The organism is Streptomyces sp. 1331.2 (genome assembly GCF_900199205.1).
In the GTDB taxonomy this organism is placed as follows: Bacteria; Actinomycetota; Actinomycetes; order Streptomycetales; family Streptomycetaceae; genus Kitasatospora.
Window position 1 is genome coordinate 7,282,312 of sequence record NZ_OBMJ01000001.1, and the last position, 20,647, is coordinate 7,302,958.

Consider the following 20,647-nt stretch of genomic DNA (forward strand, 5'->3'; position numbering starts at 1 on the left):
GTCGCATGGGCGTCACAGCCGCGCGTGCCGGTAGGAGGTCGCCGCCGCACCGGCCGCCACCACCGTGGTGACCACCAGGGCGAGCACATGGATCAGCGCGGTGCCGTCACCGAGCTGGGCGAGCCCGAGTTGGGCGAGGTGGTAGGTGGGCAGGAACTCGGCGATCTCCCGCACGGCCGAGGGCAGCAGCCGGATCGGGATCCACAACCCGGACAGCACCGCCAGCGGGAACAGCACCGCGTTGAGCAGCGCGATCGCCGCACCCGGGCGGAACCGGAAACCGACCGCCACGCTGAACAGCGTGAACGGGACGCTGCCGAGCAGGAGCACCAGCGCCACCCGCGCCAGCGCCCAGGGCGAGGCGTGGAGCGTGCCGAACGCCGCGGCCGCCACCCCCATCAGCACCAGCACGCCCACCCCGTAGAGGAGCGCGGCGGTGGCCTTGGCTGCGAGGCTGATCCAGATCGGCACCGCGGACACCCGCTTCATGCGCAGCCAGCCCAGGTCCCGGTCCTGGGCGACCCCGACCCCCGGCTGCAGCGAAGCCACCGTGATCACGCCGTAGGTGCCGAACGTGGCCACCATCGCCGTACCGGCCGAGAGGCCCTGCACGGCGTCGTGCCCGTACAGCAGGTTGAACAGCACGAAGAACCCGACCGGCATCAGGACGCCGAAGAACAACGAGGTGGGTTCCCGCACGATCGAGCGGAGTTCGTCCCGCAGCTCGCCAAGGAAGACCCGTCCCATCAGCACGCTCATGCCGCCCTGCCTTCCCGGGGGTTCTCCGACGGCTCACGGTGGTCGGTCAGTGCGACCACGGCCTCCGCCAGACCGACGTCCTGCACCCGCAGTTCCGACAACTCCGGATCCTGTTCCAGCAGCAGGCGCAGCAGCTGCTCCGGCGAACGGGTCTGGATCGTCACCAGATCGCGTTCCCGGCCGACCCGGAGCACGCCCGGCAGCCGCTCCAGTCCGTCCGGGTCGAGGGCGGTCCGGACGGTCACCGTGCGGTCCGGCAACCGGGAGACGAGCTCCTGCGGCGGAGCGTCCGCCAGGATCCGACCGCGGTCGAGCACCACCACCCGGTCCGCGACCGCGCCCGACTCCTCGATCAGGTGCGTGGTCACCAGCACGGCGGTGCCCTGCGCCCGGCGTTGGGCCAGGATCTGCCAGAAGTGCCGCCGGGCCTGCGTGTCCAGGCCGACCGTCGGTTCGTCCAGCACCAGCAGGGCCGGGTCGGTGACCAGGGCCATCGCCAGCTGCACGCGTTGCTTCTGGCCGCCGGAGAGTTTCGACGCCCGTCTGCGCGCCAGCTCGGTGAGCCCGAGTTCCGCCAGGACCGGGCCGGCCGCCGCGGCCCGCAGCCCGCCGCGGACGGCGGCGCCGCCCACCAGCTCGCTGACCGTCAGCGTGCTCGGGAATCCCAGGGTCTGCTGCGCCACGCCCAGGTGCCGGCGGGTCTTCGCGCGGCGCGGATCGCCGCCCAGGATCCGCACGGTGCCCTGCTGCGGTGCGAGCAGCCCGACCGCGAGCATCACCAGCGTCGACTTGCCGGCCCCGTTGGGTCCGAGCAGCGCGACGCACTCTCCCGGGTCGACCCGCAGGTCCACGCCGTCCAGCGCCACCGTCTCTCCGTACCGGTACCGCAGGCTTTCGGCCGTCAGCACCGCCTGTGTCGTTTCCATGGTCACCAGACTCCCGGCCGGTGACGGCGCTCGGCAGTGCCGCCCCGTCACCAGCCCGAGATGACAAATGTCAACCCCGGCCGGCCCGGGCGTCCTCGGGAGCGGCGATGGGGCGTGCCCGCACTATAGCGGGGGCTGGTGAACCCACAAGGGCCTGTCCGGCGCCGAGGACGGGGGAGGTGCCGGGCGCGTTCACCCCGAAGCCCGGACGACCAGCCGGGTGGGGAGCACCACCGATTCGCATGGTGCCGGGTTGCGCAGCAGCAACTCCAGGGCGCGGGCTCCGAGTTCCTCCACCGGTTGGCGCACGGTGGTCAGCCCCGGGCGGCAGCGCGCCGCGACGGGGGCGTCGTCGAAGCCGATCAGCGCCACGTCCTCGGGCACCCGCAGGCCGTGCCGGCGCAGGGTCCTGAGGGCTCCCGCGGCCATCTGGTCGGAGGCGGCGAACACGGCGTCCAGCTCGGGGCGCTGGTCCAGCAGCCACTGCATCGCGTGCTCAGCGGAGGCGCTGCTGAAGTCGCCGTACGCCACGGCGGGCCGGACCGCGGCCGACCCGGCCATCGCCTGGTGGTAGCCGGCCAGCCGGTCCGCCCCGGCGGCGGTGTCCGGCGGCCCGGCGATGGTGGCCACCGTCCGCCGCCCGGACGCGCACAGCCGCCGTACCGCCTCCCTGGCGCCGGTGAGGTTGTCCGCGTCCACGAACGCCACCGTGCCCGGCTCCGGCGGCCGGCCCAGCGCCACCACGGGGACCCGGGCGGCGTGCAGCAGCCGGATGAGCGCGGTGTCCCCCCAGGGGCCGACCAGCAGCACGCCGTCGACGTGGCCGCCGCACAGGTAGCGCACCAGCGGCGGCCGCCGGGAGCGCCTGGGCACCGTGAAGACGGCCAACTCCCGCTCCGCGCCCGGCAGGGAGCGCCGAAGCCCGGTCAGCAGCCGGACCGGGAAGGTGTCCGCGTGGTACTGCAGCGGATCGGCGAAGACCACGACGGCCACCACGCCCGTCCCCCGGGCACTGGCTGCCCGGCGGCGGACGTACGCCAACTCGCGCGCCGCCCGTTCCACCCGGGCCGCCACCTCGGCGGAGACCCGGGCGGAACGGTTCAGCACGCGGGAGGCGGTCGCGATGGAGACACCGGCCCGGCGGGCTACCTCGGCCAGGGTCGGAGCGGGGTCGGTGCTCGGGAAGGGCTGGGACACGGAGGCCGTCCTGGATCGATCCTCGACACGGGAACCGCACCCCGGACCTGCGCCCCACAGCAGGCCACCACGTGTGTCAGCTTGGTCGGTTGAACGACCCGCGTCAAGGGATCCGACGCCCTGAGCCGGTCAGGTCGGTCAGGCCGGTCAGGTCGGTCAGGTCGGTCAGGTGGGCGCGGTAGCCGGCGCCGAAGGCCGTCGGCGTGCCGTCGTAGGAGCTGATCAGCGCCGGGCCGCTGCTGCAGTCCCAGATGTTCCAGGTCCAGGCGAGATAGGAGACGCCGTGCCGGTCCAGCCACGGCAGCAGGGTGTCCAGATAGCCGTGCGCGCAGTCGTTCTCGCCCAACTCGCCGGCCACGACGGGCACCTGGGCTGCCAGCGGGCCGATCTGCGCGTCCCAGCAGGAGCCGGTGCTGCAGCTGTTGAAGTTGTACGAGTGCCAGGACGCGGCTAGGTTGTGCAGGGGATCGGCCGGCTGGTAAGCGGCCCACCGGGTGAGGTCGTTGGCGTACTCCAGACCGCCCAGCATCAGGACGTTGTCCGCCCCGGTCGAGCGCACCGCGTCGACCATCGCCTGCATGCCGGCGACCCGGAAGCCGATCCCCGGGCAGCTGCCGCCGTCGCGCCAGCAGGCCCAGCCGCTGTCCTCGCTCCCGGTGGCGCGTGACGGGTACGGCTCGTTGAACAGGTCGAAGACGGTCGCGTCGTCGCCCTTGAAGGTCCGCGCGACCGAGGTCCAGAACGGGAGCGCGCCGGCGGCGTCCGGCATCGGTTTCTGGCAGGTGGCGTCGGCGTCGGAGCAGCCCGCGGACGGGCCGGTGTACGCGCCGTCGGTCCAGTGCAGGTCGAGGATCGCCACCAGGCCGTTGCGGTGCAGCAGGTCGACGTAGCCGCGCACCGCGTCGATGTAGGCCTGGCCGGCGTAGGCGGGGTCGACGTTGGCGTGGCCGAGCCAGCAGTCCTCGTTGAGCGGGACGCGGACGGCGTTGACGCGCCACGACTTCATCGCGGTGACGGAGGCCTGGTCGGCCGGGCCGTCGAAGATGCCGTGGCCCTGGACGCACATGAACTCGGCGCCGGAGCGGTTGACCCCGTGCAGGGTGATCGGGGTGCCGTCGGCCTTCGCCAGCGTGCTGCCCGAGACGTGCACGGCCGGGGCCGGGCCGCTCGGGGGCGGAGTGGGGGTCGGGGTGGGGGTGGGGCGCGGCGACGGGGTCGACTGCGGCCCGCAGGGGGTGCCGTTGAGGGTGAAGGTGGTGGGGGCGGTGTTGGGGCCGGTGTAGGAGAAGTTGGCGCTGGTGGTGTAGCCGGTGCCGGGGTTGATGGTGGGGGCGTAGGAGGGGTTGGTGACGGTGACGGTGTGTCCGGTCTGGGTCCAGGTGCCGTTCCAGCCGCTCTGGAGGGTCTGGTTGCCGGGGTAGGTGTAGCCGAGGGTCCAGCCGTTGATGGGGGTGGTGCCGGTGTCGGTGATGGTGAGGTTGGCGGTGAAGCCGCTGCCCCAGTCGTTGCCGACGGCGTACGTCACGTTGCAGGAAAGACCGGTGGCGGGGGCCGCCGAGGCGGTGAGGGGGAGTACGGCCAGGGCGGCGCACGCGGCGGTGGCGGCCGCCAGGGCGGCGGTGGTACGGGGAGGTGCGGTTCCGGGCATGCCGAGCTCCTCGGGGGTGGGCCGGGGCCGGGGTGGGGGCCGGGGCCGCCGGTGCGGCCCCGGCCGGGTGAGGTCAGCTCGCGGTGCAGGTCAGCGACGGAGCGGTGTTGCCGCCCGCGGAGGTCGCCTGGAAGCCGAAGCTGGTGGTGGCGTTCGGCGCCAGTGCGCCGTTGTACGACTGGCTGGTGGCCGTGACCGCGCTGCCGCTCTGGGCGGTGGTGGCGTTCCAGCTGTTGGTGATCTGCTGGTTGCCGGCCCAACTCCAGTTGACGGTCCAGGACTTGGTCGCCGCGGTGCCGGTGTTGGTGACGGTCACGTTGGCGGTGAAGCCGCTGCCCCAGTCGTTGGCGACCGCGTAGGTGGCGGAGCAGCCGTTGCTGCTGCCACCGCCCGAGGTCGCCGTGGTGGCGGTCACCGCTGCGGAGGCGGGGGAGACGTTCCCGGCCGCGTCCTGCGCGGTGACGGTGTACTGGTACGCGGTGGCGGGCGAGAGCCCGGAGTCGGTGTAGCTGGTGCCGGTCACGGTGGCGACCTTGGTGCCGTTGCGGTACACCGTGTAGCCGGTCACGCCGGCCGGGTCGGTGGACGCCGTCCAGCCGAGCGAGACGCTGCTGCTGGTGGTGCCGGTGACGGTCAGGGCGCCCGGCGCGGTCGGGCCGGTGCCGCCGCCGGTGCTGCCGAACGCCGGGTAGGCGTTCTGCACCAGCTGCCGGAACTGCGCGGGGAACCACTGTCCGGCCGGGACGTTGCCGTCGGGCATGGAGTCGGTGGGGTAGGTGTTGCCGTTCCCGTCGGTCTGGGTGCCGTTGGGGTCGCAGTGCGGGTCGCCGTGCGGGTGGGTGGCGTCCGGGTAGTCGCCGTCCGACTCACCCGGCGGCTTGACCCACAGGAACGCGATGATCGGGCTGCCCGCGCCGTACGGCTGGGACTGCGGACGGGCGCCGATTCCCGCGCCGTTGACGTTGCACCAGTCGCCGCGGAAGGGCTTGCGGTCGACCCGGTTGGCCGCGACGTACGCGTCCACCGTGGTGGGGGAGGAGTTGAGCGCGGTGGGCCGGGCCGGGCCGCCCCAGCCGTTGCGCGAGGTGTCGACCAGCATGCCGATGGTGCTCGGGAACCCGTTGGACACCAGGGTGGAGTACATCGCGGTGTCGTAGTGGTACTCGTCGAACGCGGGGTTGTACTGGTAGAAGTTGGCCGACTTGAGCGGCTGTCCGCCGACCGTGAGCTCCGGGTCGGTGAGGAACGGCTCGGTGAGCGGCGTGGTGTTGGCGGTGTCGCTGATGAAGCCGTCGATGCTGGCGAACCCGGCGGTGGTGGCCTGGGCGACCTTGGCGTACTCCTTGCCCGCCGGCACCATGTTGGTGGACCAGCCGAGCCAGCCCGCGTGGCCGATGTCCAGGTAGTTGTACACGTTGGGGATCGCGTGCAGCTTGTTGAGGGCGTACTCGATGCCCGTCTCGTAGTACGGGGTGGCGGTGGCGCAGGTCGGCTTGGACTGGTTGGTGACGGCGTTGGGCAGCGAGTCCGGCTCGATGATGGCCGCCACCCGGAGGCCGGCGTACTTCGGGTTGGCCAGGACGGCCGCGATCGGGTCGACGTACTGCGTCTGGTAGGTGGTCAACCCGGCGGCTGTGGCGGGGAGTTCGCCGTTGGAGGCGATGGCGGCGCAGTCCCGCCCCGGCAGGTCGTAGATGACGACCTGGAAGACGACCGGCGCGCCGGACTGCTGTTGCTGGGCGAGCGCGTGGTCCAGGTGGGCCTGCAGGCCGAGGTGGGTGGCGTCGCCGGCGATCGCGCCGATGTGGTCCATCCAGACGGCGGTGGGGTTGGCGGCGACCTGGGTTTCGAGTGCGCCCAGCGCGCCGCCGTCGGCGGTGGCCTGGGCCTTGACCTCGGTGGCGAAGTCGGGGTTGAGGTAGCCGGTCGCACCGGCGAACGGGTTGGTGACGTGGATGCCGGCCGCGGGGGCGGGAGCGGCATGGGCAGGGGTGGCGGCTCCGATGTTCGGCAGCAGGCCGGTGGCGCCGAGCAGCGTGGCGGCCGCTGCCGTGCGCAGGCGACGCAGGACGGGATGGGACACGTCCGGGTCCTTTCGGCTGGGTGGGGAGTCCTGACGGGTTCGCGGAACGGGAGATCGCGGAACGGGTTCGCGGAACGGGCGCGCGGAACGGATCGCGGAAATCGGGTGGGAACGCGCCCAGTCGGGGCGCCGCGATCCCCTTCACATCAAGCCAGGGTGTGAGAAACGCCGTCAATAGATGCGGGAGCGCTCCCACAAGCCGCTGTAACTTACACGCCGTCGAGCCGGGCGGCCCGCCACCCCGGGACCGGGGGTCCGTGCTGGTCGCCGCCGTGCTCCCCTCCGGTGGACCCGTCGGGCGGCGCTGCCGAGCCCGACGGGCGCTTCCCAAGCCGGGCACGCCACCCCACGATGTCGCCACACCTCCGTCCGCCGCGCCTCCCCACCCGCGCGGCGCAACCCCACCCATCTGGAGGACGCGCATGCGACGCAACACCCTGCGGGCCAGGGGCAACCGGCTCACCATCACCGCGACGGCCACCGCGCTGGCCCTGACCGGCGCGGCGGGCGGCGCCCTCACCGTGCCCACCGCCTCGGCGGCCCCCGCCACCGGTCTTTCCTGCAACGTGACGTACGCCGTCGGCAACGACTGGGGCAGCGGCTTCACCGCCAACCTCACCATCACCGACACCGGCACCACCCCCATCAACGGCTGGACCCTCGGCTACACCTACCCCGGCAACCAGACCCTCCAGAACGGCTGGAACGGCACCTGGACCCAGACCGGACACACCGTCACCGTCACCAACCCCTCCTACGCCCCCACCATCAACCCCGGCACCGGCTACACCACCAGCGCCAACTTCTCCTACACCGGCCCCAACACCGCCCCCACCACCTTCACCCTCAACGGCACCCCCTGCCGCGGTGCCAACCAGGCCCCGACCGTCTCGCTCACCTCCCCGGCCGCCGGGCAGACCTTCACCCCGGGCTCCACCGTGAAGCTGGCCGCCACGGCGGCCGACGCGGACGGCACCGTCGCGAAGGTCGACTTCTACGCCTCGACCGGGGCCGGCAGCAACACCCTGATCGGCAGCGCCGGCACCGCGCCCTACAGCGCCGACTGGGCGAACGTGGCGGCGGGCGACTACTCGGTCACCGCCGTCGCCACCGACGACGCCGGGGCGACCACGACCTCCGCTCCGGTCGCGATCAAGGTGGCCGGTGCGAGCGTCCTGGTCAGCCCGGCCACGCTCGCCGTCCAGCAGGGGAGCAGCGGCACCTTCACCGTCGCGCTCTCCCAGGCGCCGAGCGCCGACACCAAGGTGACGGTGGCCCGGTCGGGCAGCGACCCGGACCTCAGCGTCACCTCCGGCGCCTCCCTCACCTTCACCCCCGCCAACTGGAACGTCCCGCAGACCGTCACCGTCGCGGCCGGTACCGACGCCGCCCAGGTCGGCGGCACCGCCACCTTCACCGCCTCCGCGACCGGCTTCGGCTCCGGCGCCGTCACGGTGACCGAGGCGGCGAAGAGCTCGGGCTACGACCAGTACTTCCTGGACCTCTACAGCAAGATCAAGAACCCCGCGAACGGGTACTTCAGCCCCCAGGGCATCCCGTACCACTCGGTCGAGACGCTGATCGTGGAGGCTCCCGACTACGGCCACGAGACCACCTCCGAGACCTACAGCTACTGGCTGTGGCTGGAGGCCGACTACGGACGGGTCACCGGCGACTGGACGCCCTTCAACAACGCCTGGACGAACCTGGAGACGTACCTGATCCCCAGCCACACCCAGCAGCCCGGCCAGAGCACCTACAACCCGGCCAAGCCCGGCACCTACGGCGCCGAGAAGGCCCAACCCGACCAGTACCCGGTCAAGTTGAACAGCAGCGTGCCGGTCGGCACCGACCCGCTCTCCGGCGAGCTGAACAGCACCTACGGCACCCCGGACGTGTACGCCCCGGCCTGGCTGCTCGACACCGACAACAAGTACGGCTTCGGGCAGTGCGGGGACGGCACCAGCAAGCCCAGCTTCATCAACACCTTCCAGCGCGGCCCGGAGGAGTCGGTCTGGGAGACGGTTCCGCAGCCCGACTGCGACGTGTTCAAGTACGGCAGCAGCAGCTCCGGCTTCCTCAGCCTGTACAACGACGGCGGCGGGAACTACAGCAAGCAGTACAAGTACACCGACGCACCCGACGCGGACGCCCGGCTGGTCCAGGCCGCCTACTGGGCGGAGCAGTTCGCGAAGTCGCAGGGCAAGAGCGCGGCCATCACCGCGACCCTCGCCAAGGCCGCCAAGCTCGGCGACTACCTGCGCTACTCGCTCTACGACAAGTACTTCAAGCAGGCGGGAAACTGCCTCGGCTCCACCACCTGCCCGGGAGGGACGTCCAAGGCGAACGAGCAACTCGGCCTGCTGACCTGGTACTTCGCCTGGGGCGGGGCCGCCGACGGCAGCTGGTCCTGGCGGATCTCCGGCTCCACCGCCCACCAGGGCTACCAGAACCCGATGGCCGCCTGGGTCCTCGCCAACGACCCCGGGCTGAAACCGCTCTCGCCGAGCGGTGCCACCGACTGGGCGGGCAGCCTGGACAAGCAGCTCCAGTTCTTCCAGTGGCTGCAGTCCACCGAGGGCGGCATCGCCGGCGGCGCCACCAACAGCTGGGGCGGGAACTACGGCGACGACGCGGCACCGCCCGCCGGCGACCCGACCTTCTACGGCCTGTACTACGACTGGCAGCCCGAGTACCACGACCCGGCGTCCAACCAGTGGTTCGGCTTCCAGACCTGGTCGATGGAGCGGTTCGCCGAGTACTACTACGCCACCGGCGACACCCGGGCGAAGGCCATCCTCGACAAGTGGATCCCCTGGGCGATGTCCGTCTCCAAGGCGGACCCCGCCACCGGCACCCTGACCACGCCCGACAAGCTCTCCTGGACCGGCGCCCCCGACACCTGGAGCGCCACCAGCCCCGGCGGCAACGCGGGCCTCCACGTCACCGCGAGCGGCACAGCCACCGACGTCGGCGTGGCCGGCTCGCTCGCCAAGACCCTCGCGTACTACGCGGCCAAGTCCGGTAGCGCCGGTGCCCGGAAGTTCGCCCAGAACATCCTGGACACCCTGCACGCCAAGTACGCCGACAGCCTGGGCTACTCGGCCGCCGAGACCCGCACCGACTACAGCCGCTTCACCCAGGCGTACTCGCCGACCACCCACGCGGGGCTGTACGTGCCGCCCGGCTGGAGCGGCACGTACCCGGACGGCACCAAGATCAGTTCGGCGAGCAACACCTTCCTGTCCATCCGCCCCTGGTACACCGGCGACCCGCAGTGGTCCAAGGTGCAGAGCTACCTCGACGGGGGCGCCGCGCCGAGCTTCACCTACCACCGGTTCTGGGCCGAGGCGGACATCGCCACCGCCTTCGACACCTTCGCCCAGCTGTTCCCGACGGTGAACCCGGGCAGCTGAGCGGGGCACCCGCCCACGCCCGCGCCCGGGTCCACGCCCAAGCCCGCGCCCTGGCCCCGCGCACGCCTGCGGGGCCCGGGCGCGGGCGTCGATCCGCGTGCTGCCGAAAGACCTGCGAAACGGACCCTACGGCCCGTCCACCGTTCGCGGCGGGGCAGTGCTGCTGCGCACGACCAGGCTGGTGGCCAGGTCCACCCGCAGCGTGCCGGGCCGCACCCCGCGGGCCAGGTCGATCACCAGGCGGGTCGCCGTCTCGGCCATCTCGGTCAGCGGCTGGCGCACCGTGGTCAGCTGCGGGCCCACCCAGCGGGCCAGCGGCAGGTCGTCGAAGCCGACCACGGCAAGGTCCTCCGGGATGCGCAGTCCCCGTTCCCGGGCGGCCTCGTACAGGCCGAGCGCCTGCAGGTCGTTGCCGGCGAACACGGCGGTGGGCCGGTCCGGCAGGGCCAGGAGATCCAGGCCGAGCCGGTGTCCGGACTCGTGGTGGAAGTCGCCTTCGCGGACCAACTCCGGGTCGTACGGGATGCCCGCCATGTCGAGCGCCGCCCGGTAGCCGTCGGTCCGGGCCCGGCTGCACATCATCCGGGCGGGGCCGCCGATCAGGCCGATCCGGCGGTGGCCGAGGTCGAGCAGGTGCCGGGTGGCGGCGAGGCCGCCGTCCCAGTTGGTGGTGCCGACGGCGGGCACGTCCTGGCCCGGGTCGCCGGCCGGGTCCATCACCACGAACGGGATGTCCCGGCGCGCGAGTTGTTCGCGCAGCGAGCGGTCCAGGTCGGAGAGCACCAGCACCACGCCGGTGGGGCGGCGGGCGAGCACCCCGTCCACCCAGGACTGGCCGGGGCCGTGCCGCTCGGCGGACTCGGAGAGCACGATGCTCAGCCCCTCCTCGCGGACCGCGTTCTCGACGCCGCGGATCACCTCCACCGCCCAGGCGCTCTCCAGCTCGTGGAAGACCAGCTCCAGCAGCGGGCTCGCCTGCCGGTTGCCGCGCCGCCGGTAGCCGTGCCGGTGCAGCAGTTCCTCCACCCGCTCCCGGGTGGCCTGGGCGACATCGGCGCGCCCGTTCAGGACTTTCGAAACAGTCGGTGCGGAGACCCCTGCCTCCTGCGCGATCTCGGCGAGCGTGGCCGCTCTGTCCACGGGTTCCTCCTGCACTGCCCCTGCTGGGCGAACTCCGTCGTGGGTGGCTGTCGTAGCGCAGCCGCGGGCGACCGTACCGCACGGATGCCGGCCCGCCGACGGGCAGGGGCGGATCCCCGCAGGAACCCTTGACGGGCCATCAGTCCGGCTCTAGGTTGCCCACAACATTCGGTAACGCGCTCGAAACATTCGAACGATGCGGTCCACCCCGGTCCACCCCGGTCCACCCCGCCGGCCGACCGCATCCGACCGTCACCCCCACGACCTCCCTCCGGCCCCACCCCCCCCGAAGCGAAGGAACCCCTCCCGTGAACCGACCGATCCGCCGAGTCTCCCTGCTCCTGGCCCCCGCACTGACCGCCCTGGCGGTCGTGGCCCAGCCCTCGACCGCCCTCGCCGTCGCGCCCGTCCCCACCCTGACCGACGGCTTCTACGTGGACCCGGACTCCAGCGCGCAGCAGTGGGTCAACGCCAACCGTGCCGACGGCCGCGCCCCCGCGATCCAGGCGTCGATCGCCAACGTGCCGACGGCGCGCTGGTTCGGCAACTGGAGCGGTGCCATCGGGACGGCGACCGGGGCCTACGTCGGCGCGGCCGCCGCCAAGGGCAAACTGCCGATCCTGGTGGCCTACAACATCCCCGACCGGGACATCTGCGCCGGCCAGTCCGGCGGCGGCGCGGGCAGCCCCGCCGACTACGCCACCTGGATCGCCGCCTTCGCCAGTGGCATCGGCAACAGGCCGGCGGTGGTCGTGCTCGAACCCGACTCGCTCGGCGACGAGAGCTGCATGAGCGCCGCCCAGATCGCCCAGCGCAACGCGATGCTGCGCAACGCCATCACGCAGTTCGCCGCCAAGGCTCCGAACACCCGGCTCTACCTGGACGCCGGCAACCCCGCCTGGCTGAGCGCCGACACCATGGCCCGGCACCTGGTCGACGCCGGGGTGAGCGGAGCCCACGGGTTCTCGCTGAACGTCTCCAACTTCGTCGCCACCGCGCAGAACACCGCGTACGGCAACGCCGTCAACGCATCCCTGCAGTCGATGAAGGGGTTCACCAAGCCGTTCGTCGTCGACACCAGCCGCAACGGCAACGGATCCGACGGCGCCTGGTGCAACCCGGCCGGGCGCAGGATCGGCACGCCCACGCAGTGGGGCGGCGGCGCCGAGATGCTGCTGTGGATCAAGGCGCCGGGTGAGTCCGACGGCAACTGCGGCACCGGAGCCGGATCGAGCGCCGGACAGTTCCTGCCCGAGGTCGCCTACAAGATGATCTACGGCTACTGACGGCCACCGACCGAGGGCGCCACTACGGCCGGTCAGGCGGGGAAGGGATGGTCGCGGTGCCGGGTGCCGGTTCCGGCCAGACCAGCAGCACGGGACAGGGCGCGTGATCGACCACGAAACGGGTCGCGGGGCCGAGACTGTGCGGCCCGAGGCGGGTGCGGTCGCCGTCGCGCGCGAGGATCAGCAGTTCGGCGCCCTCGGCGGCCGCGACGACCTCGCGCTCGACCCGCCCGGTGCGCTCCGTGCGGGTACACGGTCGGCCCAGGCGCCCGGCCGCGGCGTCCAGGAGCTGCCGGGCGGAGACCGCCGCCAGGGCCTCCACCCGGGTGCCCGGGTCCCGCTCGCGGTGCCCGCGGCCGAGCAGGCCGGCGAAGGCGCCGTGCGCGACACCCGGCACCTCCTGGCCGCTGACGTGGAGCAGGACGAGCTCCGCGTCCTGCGGCGCGTGCGCGCGGGCGGCGTCCACACAGGCGGGCCAGGTGCCTTCGGTGATCCAGACGACGACGGTCACGGGCTCATCCTCCTCATGGTCCGGGTGATCCTCGTACCCGGCGGACCTGCTCGGAAGTCCTGGCTCGGACGTCCTGCTCAGAAGAGCTGCAGCGACCCCCACAGTGCCACCACGGACACGACCAGGGCGGCGGGCACGACGAGCAGCCCGAGCCGGGTGAACTCGCCCAGGCCGATGTCGGTGTCGTGCTCGCGGACGATGCGCCGCCACAACAGGGTGGCCAGCGAGCCGGCGTAGGTGAGGTTGGGGCCGATGTTCACCCCGAGCAGGACCGCCAGCACCGCCCCGGCGCCGGACGGGACGGCCAACGGCAACAGCACCAGGGTGGCGGGCAGGTTGTTGATGACGTTCGCCAGCACCGCCGCCAGCGCCGCCGTGCCGAGCAGCGCGGCCAGTGAGGTGCCGTGCGGGACGAGGCGTCCGAGCGCGGACGCCAGCCCGTTGTCGACGACGGCCCGGACCACGATGCCGAGCGCCAGCACGAAGGCCAGGAACGGCACCGCGGCCGAGCGCACGATCGCCAACGGGGTGGTGCGCCGCTGCACCAGCGCCCGCCCGGCCAGCGCGAGGGCTCCGGCCAGCGCCGCCCAGGCCGGATCGACACCGATGACCGAGGTGAGGACGAACCCGGCGAGCGTGCAGATCACGGTGACGAGCGCGAACAGCGGCATCTCCGGTGCCGTCACCGCGCCCCCGGCCGGGGCGCCCGCCTCCAGGTCGGCGGCGAAGAACCGGCGCAGCACCGCGTACTCGACGGCGATGGCCGCCAGCCACGGCAGTGCCATCAGCGCGGCGAACCGGGTGAAGCTCAGCCCGCTGGCGGCGAAGGCCAGCAGGTTGGTGAGGTTGGAGACCGGCAGCAGCAGCGAGGCCGTGTTCGACAGATGGGTGCAGGCGTAGACGTGCGGCCTGGGCCGGGCGCCCAGCCGGGCCGCCGTCACGAACACCACCGGCGTCAGCAGCACCACGGTCGCGTCCAGGCTGAGCACCGCCGTGACCACCGAGGCGACCACGAACACCTGCGCCAGCAACCGTCGCGGGCTTCCGGCGGACGTCCGCGCCATCCACGCCCCGCAGGCGCGGAACAGGCCCTCGTCGTCGCACAGCTGCGCCAGCACCAGGACGGCGGCGAGGAAGCCGATCACCGGCCCGAGCCGCTCCGCCTCGGCCACCGCGTGCGCCGGCGAGATCGCGCCGGTGGCGACCACCAGCCCGGCCGCGGGAACCGCGACCACCGCCTCCGGCCACCCCCAGGGCCGTACCACCGCGCAGACCAGCACCAGCGCCAGCAACCCGATGGACAGTGCTTCCGCGAACGACGTACTCAGGGGTCTGCTCCTTGCAGGCGACGGTGACGGGACATGCAAACCGACCGCAAGCGCCAGGTCACGGCCGGTCGGTGCGGGCCAACCGTACGCGCTGCCCACCCGGTGGACGCAAGGCGCTCCGAGCCGACGGCCGACCGGACCACTGCGCCGCGCCACCGTACGGCGCCCCGGTGCGGGCCCCGCACGGGGACGCGGCGCAGTGGCCGGGGGCGGTTCACGGGTGGTCGCGCTCCGTGGGTCGGGCGGCGTCACCGCTCGGTGGCGCGGACGGCGGGTGCAGCTCGCCGCTGCGGGCCACCCGGGTGTACCAGCGGGCGCTGGCCTTCGGGGTGCGGACCAGGGTGGAGTAGTCGACGTGGACCAGGCCGAAGCGCTTGTCGTAGCCGTACGCCCACTCGAAGTTGTCCAGCAGCGACCAGGCGAAGTAGCCACGCACGTCGGCGCCGTCGGCCAGGGCGCGGTGGACGGCCGCCAGGTGGCCGTGGAGGTAGGCGGTGCGGTCCGGGTCCTCGACCGTGCCGTCCGCGCCGACCTCGTCGGGGTAGGCGGCACCGTTCTCGGTGACCACCAGCGGCAGCTGCGGGTACCGCTGGGCGAGGCCGGCCAGCAGCTGGTGCAGACCGGAGGGGTCGACGGTCCAGCCCATCGCGGTCCGCTCGCCGGGGGCCGGGTGGAACCCGACCAGGTCCGCCCCCGGCCAGGGCGAGGCGGTGCCGCCGCCGTGGCCGTCCTCGCGGGCGGGGGCGCTGCCCTCGGCGGTCGCGGAGACGACAGTGGGCGTGTAGTAGTTGACGCCCAGCCAGTCCGGCGGCTGGTGGATCTCCTTCTCGTCGCCCGCCCGGACGAAGGCCCAGTCGGTGAGGTGGGCCGTGTCGGCCAGCAGGTCCTCCGGGTAGGCGCCCTCCAGCATCGGGCCGAGGAACACCCGGTTGCCGACGGCGTCGATGCGGCGCACCGCGTCCCGGTCGGCGTCGGAGGCGGTGAGCGGGCGCAGGACGTGCAGGTTGAGCGACACGGACAGCTGGGCCCCGGCGGGCAGCACACCGCGCAGCGCCGTGACGGCCAGGCCGTGACCGAGGTTGAGGTGGTGGGCGGCCCGCAGGGCGTCCACCGGGTCGGTCCGGCCGGGGGCGTGGACGCCGGAGCCGTAGCCGAGGAAGGCGCTGCACCAGGGCTCGTTGAGGGTGGTCCACTGACCGATCCGGTCGCCGAGGGCCTCGCCCGTCAGCGCGGCGTACTCGGCGAACCGCTCGGCGGTCGCGCGCTCGGGCCAGCCACCGGCCGACTCCAGTTCCTGCGGGAGGTCCCAGTGGTAGAGCGTGGCGACGGGTGTGATCCCGGCGGCGAGCAGTTCGTCGGCGAGGCGGCGGTAGAAGTCCAGGCCCCGCTGGGAGGCCGGGCCGCGGCCGGCGGGCTGGACGCGCGGCCAGGAGACGGAGAAGCGGTAGGCAGTCAGTCCGAGCTCGGCCATCAGCCGGACGTCCTCGCGGAAGCGGTGGTAGTGATCGACCGCGACGTCACCGGTGTGGCCCTGGAAGACCTTGCCGGGGGTGCGGCAGAAGGTGTCCCAGATCGAGGCGGTGCGGCCGTCCTCGGTGGTGGCACCCTCCACCTGGTAGGCGGAGGTGGCCGAGCCCCAGAGGAAGCCGGCCGGGAAGCGGGGCAGCGCGGCGTCCTGGGACGGGGCCTGGGGGAGCGGGCGGTCGGGGGGAAGGGACACGGGTTGCTCCTGACGACGAGCCGACGGCACACGTGGGAGCGCTCCCACGTCACACGCGGAAGGTTCCTGCCTCAGCTGATCCGGTGTCAAGGGATGACGCCGAATTGCCCTCGGCCGCCCCGCTGTTGGCAGATCGACGCCACCTCCCTCCCGATCAGGGATGCGACGTGGCGGCACCGGGGTCCGGCGATCTCAGAGCTGTTCCGTAAAGCGGTGCGCGTACAAGCACCTGGAAGACTCGGGGCACCTCAAGCACCACGCCTCCAAAGCCCTGGCCATGCACATGGCCGACGAGGTGTGGAACGGGGTGCAGCGGCACCTGTTCGCCGAGGCACAGTCCGCAGCTCACCCCTTGGTGAATGACGGATCAAGTCTTAGGATGCGCAGCCGAGCCAGCGGGAGACCGAGGGCGGGAGGGGGCGTGGCGGTGGGCGGACGGCAGACCGGAAGACCGACCCTGGAGGAGGTCGCAGCCCGGGCCGGGGTCGGTCGGGGCACGGTGTCCCGGGTGATCAACGGCTCGTCGCGGGTGAGCGACCGGGCGAGGGAGGCGGTGGGCCGGGCCATCGCGGAGCTCGGCTACGTGCCCGACCGGGCCGCCCGGGCCCTGGCCGGCAGCCGGACCGACGCGGTCGCGCTGGTCGTGCCCGAGGCCGAGGCGCGGCTGTTCGCGGAGCCTTACTTCCTGGACATCATCCGTGGGGTGAGCGCCGAACTGGGCGCGGCGGACAAGCAGTTGCTGCTCACGCTGATCCGTACCGAGCAGGAGCGGCAGCGCTTCGAGCAGTACCTCGCCGCCCAGCGGGTGGACGGGGTGCTGCTGGTCTCCGTCCACCGGGACGACCCGCTGCCGGACCAGGTGCGCGCGCTGGGCCTACCGGCCGTGCTCAACGGGCGGCGCTCGCCGCAGGAGCCGGTGGCGTACGTCGACTCCGACAACGTGGGCGCCGGCCGCTCGGCCGTGGAGCACCTGGCCGGGCGCGGGCGGCGCCGCATCGCCACCATCACCGGCCCGCTCGACATGGACGCCGCCCAGGGCCGGCTCGCCGGGTACCGTGCGGGGCTGGCCGCGGCCGGACTGCCCGGGGACGAACACCTCGTCGCCACGGGGGACTTCACGGAGGACGGCGGCCGCCGGGCGATGCGCGAGCTGCTGGCGCGGTGCCCCGACCTGGACGCGGTGTTCGCTGCCTCCGACCTGATGGCGGTGGGCGCCCTCGCCGTCCTGCGGGCCAGGGGCCTGGACGTGCCCGGTGACGTCGCGCTGGTGGGCGTCGACGACTCGCCGGTGGCCCGCCACCTCGACCCGCCGCTGACCACCGTCCGCCAGCCGATCGAGCAGATGGGTCGCACGATGGCCGGACTCCTGCTGCGGCAGATCGCCGGCGATGGCGGCGCGGAGCCGTCCCGGCTGGTGCTGCCGACCGAGCTGGTGGTGCGGAAGTCCTCCTGACGGGCTCGTCAGGAGGCCCCCGATCGTCCCCTGGTCTGTTCACGGGGAGGGAACCCCAGCCGTGATCGGCTGGGGGTTCCCCGTGGCGGAGCTGGGAGGGCTCAGCGCTGGAGGGTGAGCAGGCCCGGGCGCCAGGGGAGCTGGTCGTAGGGGCCGGTGGCAGCGGGGGACTTGCCCTGGTAGAGGAGTTGGAGGTTGCAGGGGTCGATGGTCATGGTCTGGTCGGGGTTGTTGCGGACGAGGTCGCCGTGGCTGATGTCGTCGGTCCAGGTGGCGCCGCTGTTGGCCTTGCCGGCGAAGGGGTTGTTCTCGCTCGCGGCCTGCGGGGTCCAGGTGCCGCCCAGGCTGGTGGCGGTGAAGGAGCGGAAGTAGCGCTGCTCGTTGGCGCCGCGGGCCTCGACGATCATGAGGTACTGGTTCCGGTCCTTGACCTTGTAGACCTGCGGTGCCTCGAAGAGGTTCTTCACGGTGTCGGTCATGACGGTGGTGTACGAGGAGCCGAAGTTGCCCGGGAAGTTCCCGATCGGCATGCTCGCCCGGTAGATGCTGCCGTTGTCACCGGCGAAGAACAGGTACATGTTCTGGTCGTCGCCGATCAGGGTCTGGTCGATCGGGCCGGTACCGGAGTTGGGGATGGAGCCGGTGAACAGCGGCTGCGGCGCGGACCAGCCGTTGGGGTTCGTCGGGTCGCTGGAGGTGCGGTAGATGAACGGCCACGCACCCCACTGGTAGGCGAGCACCCAGATGTTCTTGGGCGCGAAGTAGAACAGCGTGGGTGCCACCGCGGCCTGGTTCATCCCGGTCTGGGGGGCGGAGGCCATGTCTGACCAGTTGGTGAACGGGCTGAACATCATCGAGCCGTACGAGGAGCCGTTCACGTTCGAGGCGTAGACCAGGTGCTTGCCGTTGTACACCACGTCGGTGAAGTCCTTCACCGACGCCCACCCGTTGGCCGGCTGGGCGAGCGCGCCGGACGAGGACCAGCGGTAGGTCGACGGCAGGGCGCAGGTGCCGCCCGGCGGGGACGGGGACAGGCCGGTCCAGTTCTGGTTGCTGCCGCCGTTGCACGTCCAGATCTGCACTGCCGTGCCGTTGGCGGTGCCGGCGCCCGCGACGTCCAGGCAGAGTCCGGACTCCACGCCGACCACCGTGCCGTCGGCGTTCACCCGCCACTGCTGGTTGGCGCCGCCGCTGCAGGTCCAGATCTGCACCCGGGTGCCGGCCGTGGTGGCGTGGCCGGGGACGTCGAGGCACTTGTTGCCGTAGACGGTCAGCTGGTTGGCGGACGTGGCCGTCCACAGCTGGTTGGTCCCGTTCGAGCAGTCGTGGATCTGCAGGGACGCGCCGTCGCTCTGACTGGCGTTCTGCACGTCGAGACACCGGCCGGAGCCGACACCGCGCAGGGCACCGCTGGTGGCCGCCTGGGCCGCCGGGCCGGCGACGAGCATCGCCGCCAGGGCCGCCACGGCCGCGACCACGGCGGTGAGCATCACGGACAGCCGCGGGCGGGACACCCGCGGGCGCCTCACTTGAAGCTCCAGTGCTGGTTGGCGCCGCCGGTGGAGTCCCAGACCTGGACGGCCGTGCCGTTGGCGGTCTGCCCGCCGGGGGTCTCCAGGGCGCGGCCGCTGGCGGCGTTGGTCAGGGTGTAGGTGCCGTCGCTGTTGCGGGCGGCCTTCCAGTGCTGGTTGGCACCGCCGTTGGCGTCCCAGACCTGCAGCCTCGTGCCGTTGCCCGTCTGGCCGCCCGGCTCGTCCAGGACCCGGCCGCTGGCGAGGTTGGTGAGGGTGTAGGTGCCGTCGTTGTTGCGGTCGGCCCGCCACTGCTGGTTGGCGGCGCCGCTGGAGTCCCAGACCTGGAGCGGGGTGCCGTTGCCGTTCTGTCCCGCGGGCTCGTCGAGGACGCGCCCGGCGGCTGCGCCGGAGAGCGTGTAGGCAGCGCCGGAGACGATGTCTCCGCTCGGGGTGCCGCCGCTGCTCCCGTTCAGGGCGGTGAGTACCGCGCCGTAGGCGGCTTTCTTGTTGCCGTTGTTGTCGAACAGCAGCGGGTTCTCGCCGGTGCGCCAGGAGTCGCTGTCGCGGATGCCCCACACGGTGATGCCGGTGCAGCGGGCGGTGTCGAGGCAGGCCCGGACGGTGTCGGCGTAGGCGTTGGCGGGAGCCTGGGCGATGTCGAGTTCGGTGAGCTGGACGTCGACGCCGAGCGCGGCGAAGTTGGCCAGGGTGGTGCGGAAGCTCGCCGGGGCGCCGCCGTTGCCGAAGTGGCTCTGGAAGCCGACGCAGTCGATGGGTACGCCGCGGGACTTGAAGTCCTTGACCATGCGGTAGACGCCCTGGGTCTTGGCGTCGGACCAGTTCTCGATGTTGTAGTCGTTGTAGCAGAGCTTGGCGCCGGGGTCGGCAGCGCGGGCGGTGCGGAACGCCTCCTCGATGAAGCCGTCGCCCAGCAGGTTCTGGAAGACGGAGCTGCGGTGGCGGCCGCTGCCGTCGTCGGCGAAGGCCTCGTTGACCACGTCCCAGGCGTAGATCTTGCCCTTGTAGTGGGTGGCTTCCTGGGTGATGTGGTTGTTCATCACGTTGCGCAGGGTGCCGGCGTCGTTGATGGAACCGACCCAGCCGGGCAGTTGGGAGTGCCAGACCAGGGTGTGGCCGCGCATCTTCTGGCCGTGTGCGGCGGCGTGGTTGACGATCGTGTCGCCGGGGCCGAAGTTGAACGATCCCCGGGAGGGTTCGGTGGTGTCCCACTTCATCTCGTTCTCCGGGGTGATGGTGTTGAACTCCCGGTCGAGGATGGTGGAGTACGTCGAGTCTCCGAGCCTGCCCGCGGCCACCGCGGTGCCGAAGTAGCGGCCGCTGCCGGCCGCCGCCGCGCCCAGCGTGCTCGCCCCGGCGCCGTGGGCCATGGGGCTCGCGGCGATGACCGTGACCGAGCTGACGGCGAGGCAGGCGGCTGCCGTCAGGACGTTGCGGGGACGTTTCTTTTGAGTGAGCCATGACATGACGGATCGTGCTCCTTTGGGTGGGGAACGGCCTCCGCGCCGGTGGGGGCCGGCGCTTCGTCCCGACGGGAGGGATCGTCCTGACGTGTCGACACGCCTGTGAGCGCTAACAATTCACGCGTAGGCGCGCCCTGACCGACATGTCCAGGCGGACCCTCAGGCAAGGCGATGCGCGTCGTCAG

General features: G+C 72.5%; 14 protein-coding genes. 3 read left to right on the forward strand and 11 right to left on the reverse strand.

Features of this window, described 5'->3' with window-relative positions; genetic code table 11:
- Positions 1–12: 12 nt before the first annotated feature.
- From CRP52_RS31600 to CRP52_RS40650, 5 genes are all read right to left on the reverse strand, one after another.
- Positions 13–759, reverse strand: a complete 747-nt coding sequence (locus CRP52_RS31600) for an ABC transporter permease (protein ID WP_218893143.1) — start codon at positions 757–759, stop codon at positions 13–15.
- On the reverse strand, positions 756–1,685 hold the full coding sequence (locus CRP52_RS31605) for an ABC transporter ATP-binding protein (protein ID WP_097239516.1): 930 nt from the start codon (positions 1,683–1,685) through the stop codon (positions 756–758). Before CRP52_RS31605 ends, CRP52_RS31600 begins: the two co-directional genes overlap by 4 nt.
- Before the next feature lie 192 nt (positions 1,686–1,877).
- Positions 1,878–2,882: a LacI family DNA-binding transcriptional regulator gene (locus CRP52_RS31610; protein ID WP_097239517.1), complete on the reverse strand. Its 1,005-nt coding sequence runs from the start codon at positions 2,880–2,882 to the stop codon at positions 1,878–1,880.
- A 103-nt stretch (positions 2,883–2,985) separates the two neighbouring features.
- The gene (locus tag CRP52_RS31615; protein WP_097239518.1) at positions 2,986–4,530 is read right to left on the reverse strand and encodes a cellulase family glycosylhydrolase; all 1,545 of its coding nucleotides are present in this window, start codon (positions 4,528–4,530) and stop codon (positions 2,986–2,988) included.
- A 73-nt stretch (positions 4,531–4,603) separates the two neighbouring features.
- Entirely contained in the window at positions 4,604–6,613 is a 2,010-nt protein-coding gene (locus CRP52_RS40650) for a glycoside hydrolase family 6 protein (protein WP_097239519.1), read from the reverse strand.
- Between the two features lie 422 nt (positions 6,614–7,035).
- On the opposite strand from CRP52_RS40650, the gene CRP52_RS31625 reads away from it, so the two are divergent.
- A complete protein-coding gene (locus CRP52_RS31625) occupies positions 7,036–10,029 on the forward strand; it encodes a glycoside hydrolase family 48 protein (RefSeq protein WP_097239520.1) in 2,994 nt (997 codons plus the stop codon).
- Between the two features lie 126 nt (positions 10,030–10,155).
- Here CRP52_RS31625 and CRP52_RS31630 read toward each other — a convergent pair whose 3' ends face one another.
- Positions 10,156–11,169, reverse strand: coding sequence for a LacI family DNA-binding transcriptional regulator (locus CRP52_RS31630; protein ID WP_257032955.1), 1,014 nt, complete (start codon positions 11,167–11,169; stop codon positions 10,156–10,158).
- 320 nt (positions 11,170–11,489) lie between these two features.
- Between CRP52_RS31630 and CRP52_RS31635 the strand changes: the two genes are divergently transcribed.
- On the forward strand, positions 11,490–12,455 hold the full coding sequence (locus CRP52_RS31635) for a glycoside hydrolase family 6 protein (RefSeq protein WP_097240492.1): 966 nt from the start codon (positions 11,490–11,492) through the stop codon (positions 12,453–12,455).
- Between the two features lie 22 nt (positions 12,456–12,477).
- Here CRP52_RS31635 and CRP52_RS31640 read toward each other — a convergent pair whose 3' ends face one another.
- The 3 genes from CRP52_RS31640 to CRP52_RS31650 form a co-directional block, all read right to left on the reverse strand.
- Complete coding sequence (locus tag CRP52_RS31640) at positions 12,478–12,966, reverse strand: universal stress protein (protein ID WP_097239522.1); 489 nt, start codon at positions 12,964–12,966, stop codon at positions 12,478–12,480.
- A gap of 77 nt (positions 12,967–13,043) precedes the next feature.
- Complete coding sequence (locus CRP52_RS31645) at positions 13,044–14,294, reverse strand: arsenic transporter (protein ID WP_097240493.1); 1,251 nt, start codon at positions 14,292–14,294, stop codon at positions 13,044–13,046.
- A 214-nt stretch (positions 14,295–14,508) separates the two neighbouring features.
- Complete coding sequence (locus CRP52_RS31650; protein WP_097240494.1) at positions 14,509–15,960, reverse strand: GH1 family beta-glucosidase; 1,452 nt, start codon at positions 15,958–15,960, stop codon at positions 14,509–14,511.
- A gap of 475 nt (positions 15,961–16,435) precedes the next feature.
- On the opposite strand from CRP52_RS31650, the gene CRP52_RS31655 reads away from it, so the two are divergent.
- Positions 16,436–17,467 carry a LacI family DNA-binding transcriptional regulator gene (locus tag CRP52_RS31655; protein WP_097239523.1) on the forward strand — a complete coding sequence of 344 codons (1,032 nt, stop codon included), beginning with the start codon at positions 16,436–16,438 and terminating at the stop codon, positions 17,465–17,467.
- Positions 17,468–17,568: 101 nt separating this feature from the next.
- Here the strand turns inward: CRP52_RS31655 and CRP52_RS31660 are convergent, their stop codons facing one another.
- Positions 17,569–18,957, reverse strand: coding sequence for a non-reducing end alpha-L-arabinofuranosidase family hydrolase (locus tag CRP52_RS31660; RefSeq protein WP_373560579.1), 1,389 nt, complete (start codon positions 18,955–18,957; stop codon positions 17,569–17,571).
- 35 nt (positions 18,958–18,992) lie between these two features.
- The gene (locus tag CRP52_RS31665; RefSeq protein ID WP_097239525.1) at positions 18,993–20,465 is read right to left on the reverse strand and encodes an endo-1,4-beta-xylanase; all 1,473 of its coding nucleotides are present in this window, start codon (positions 20,463–20,465) and stop codon (positions 18,993–18,995) included.
- Between the last annotated feature and the right edge of the window lie 182 nt (positions 20,466–20,647).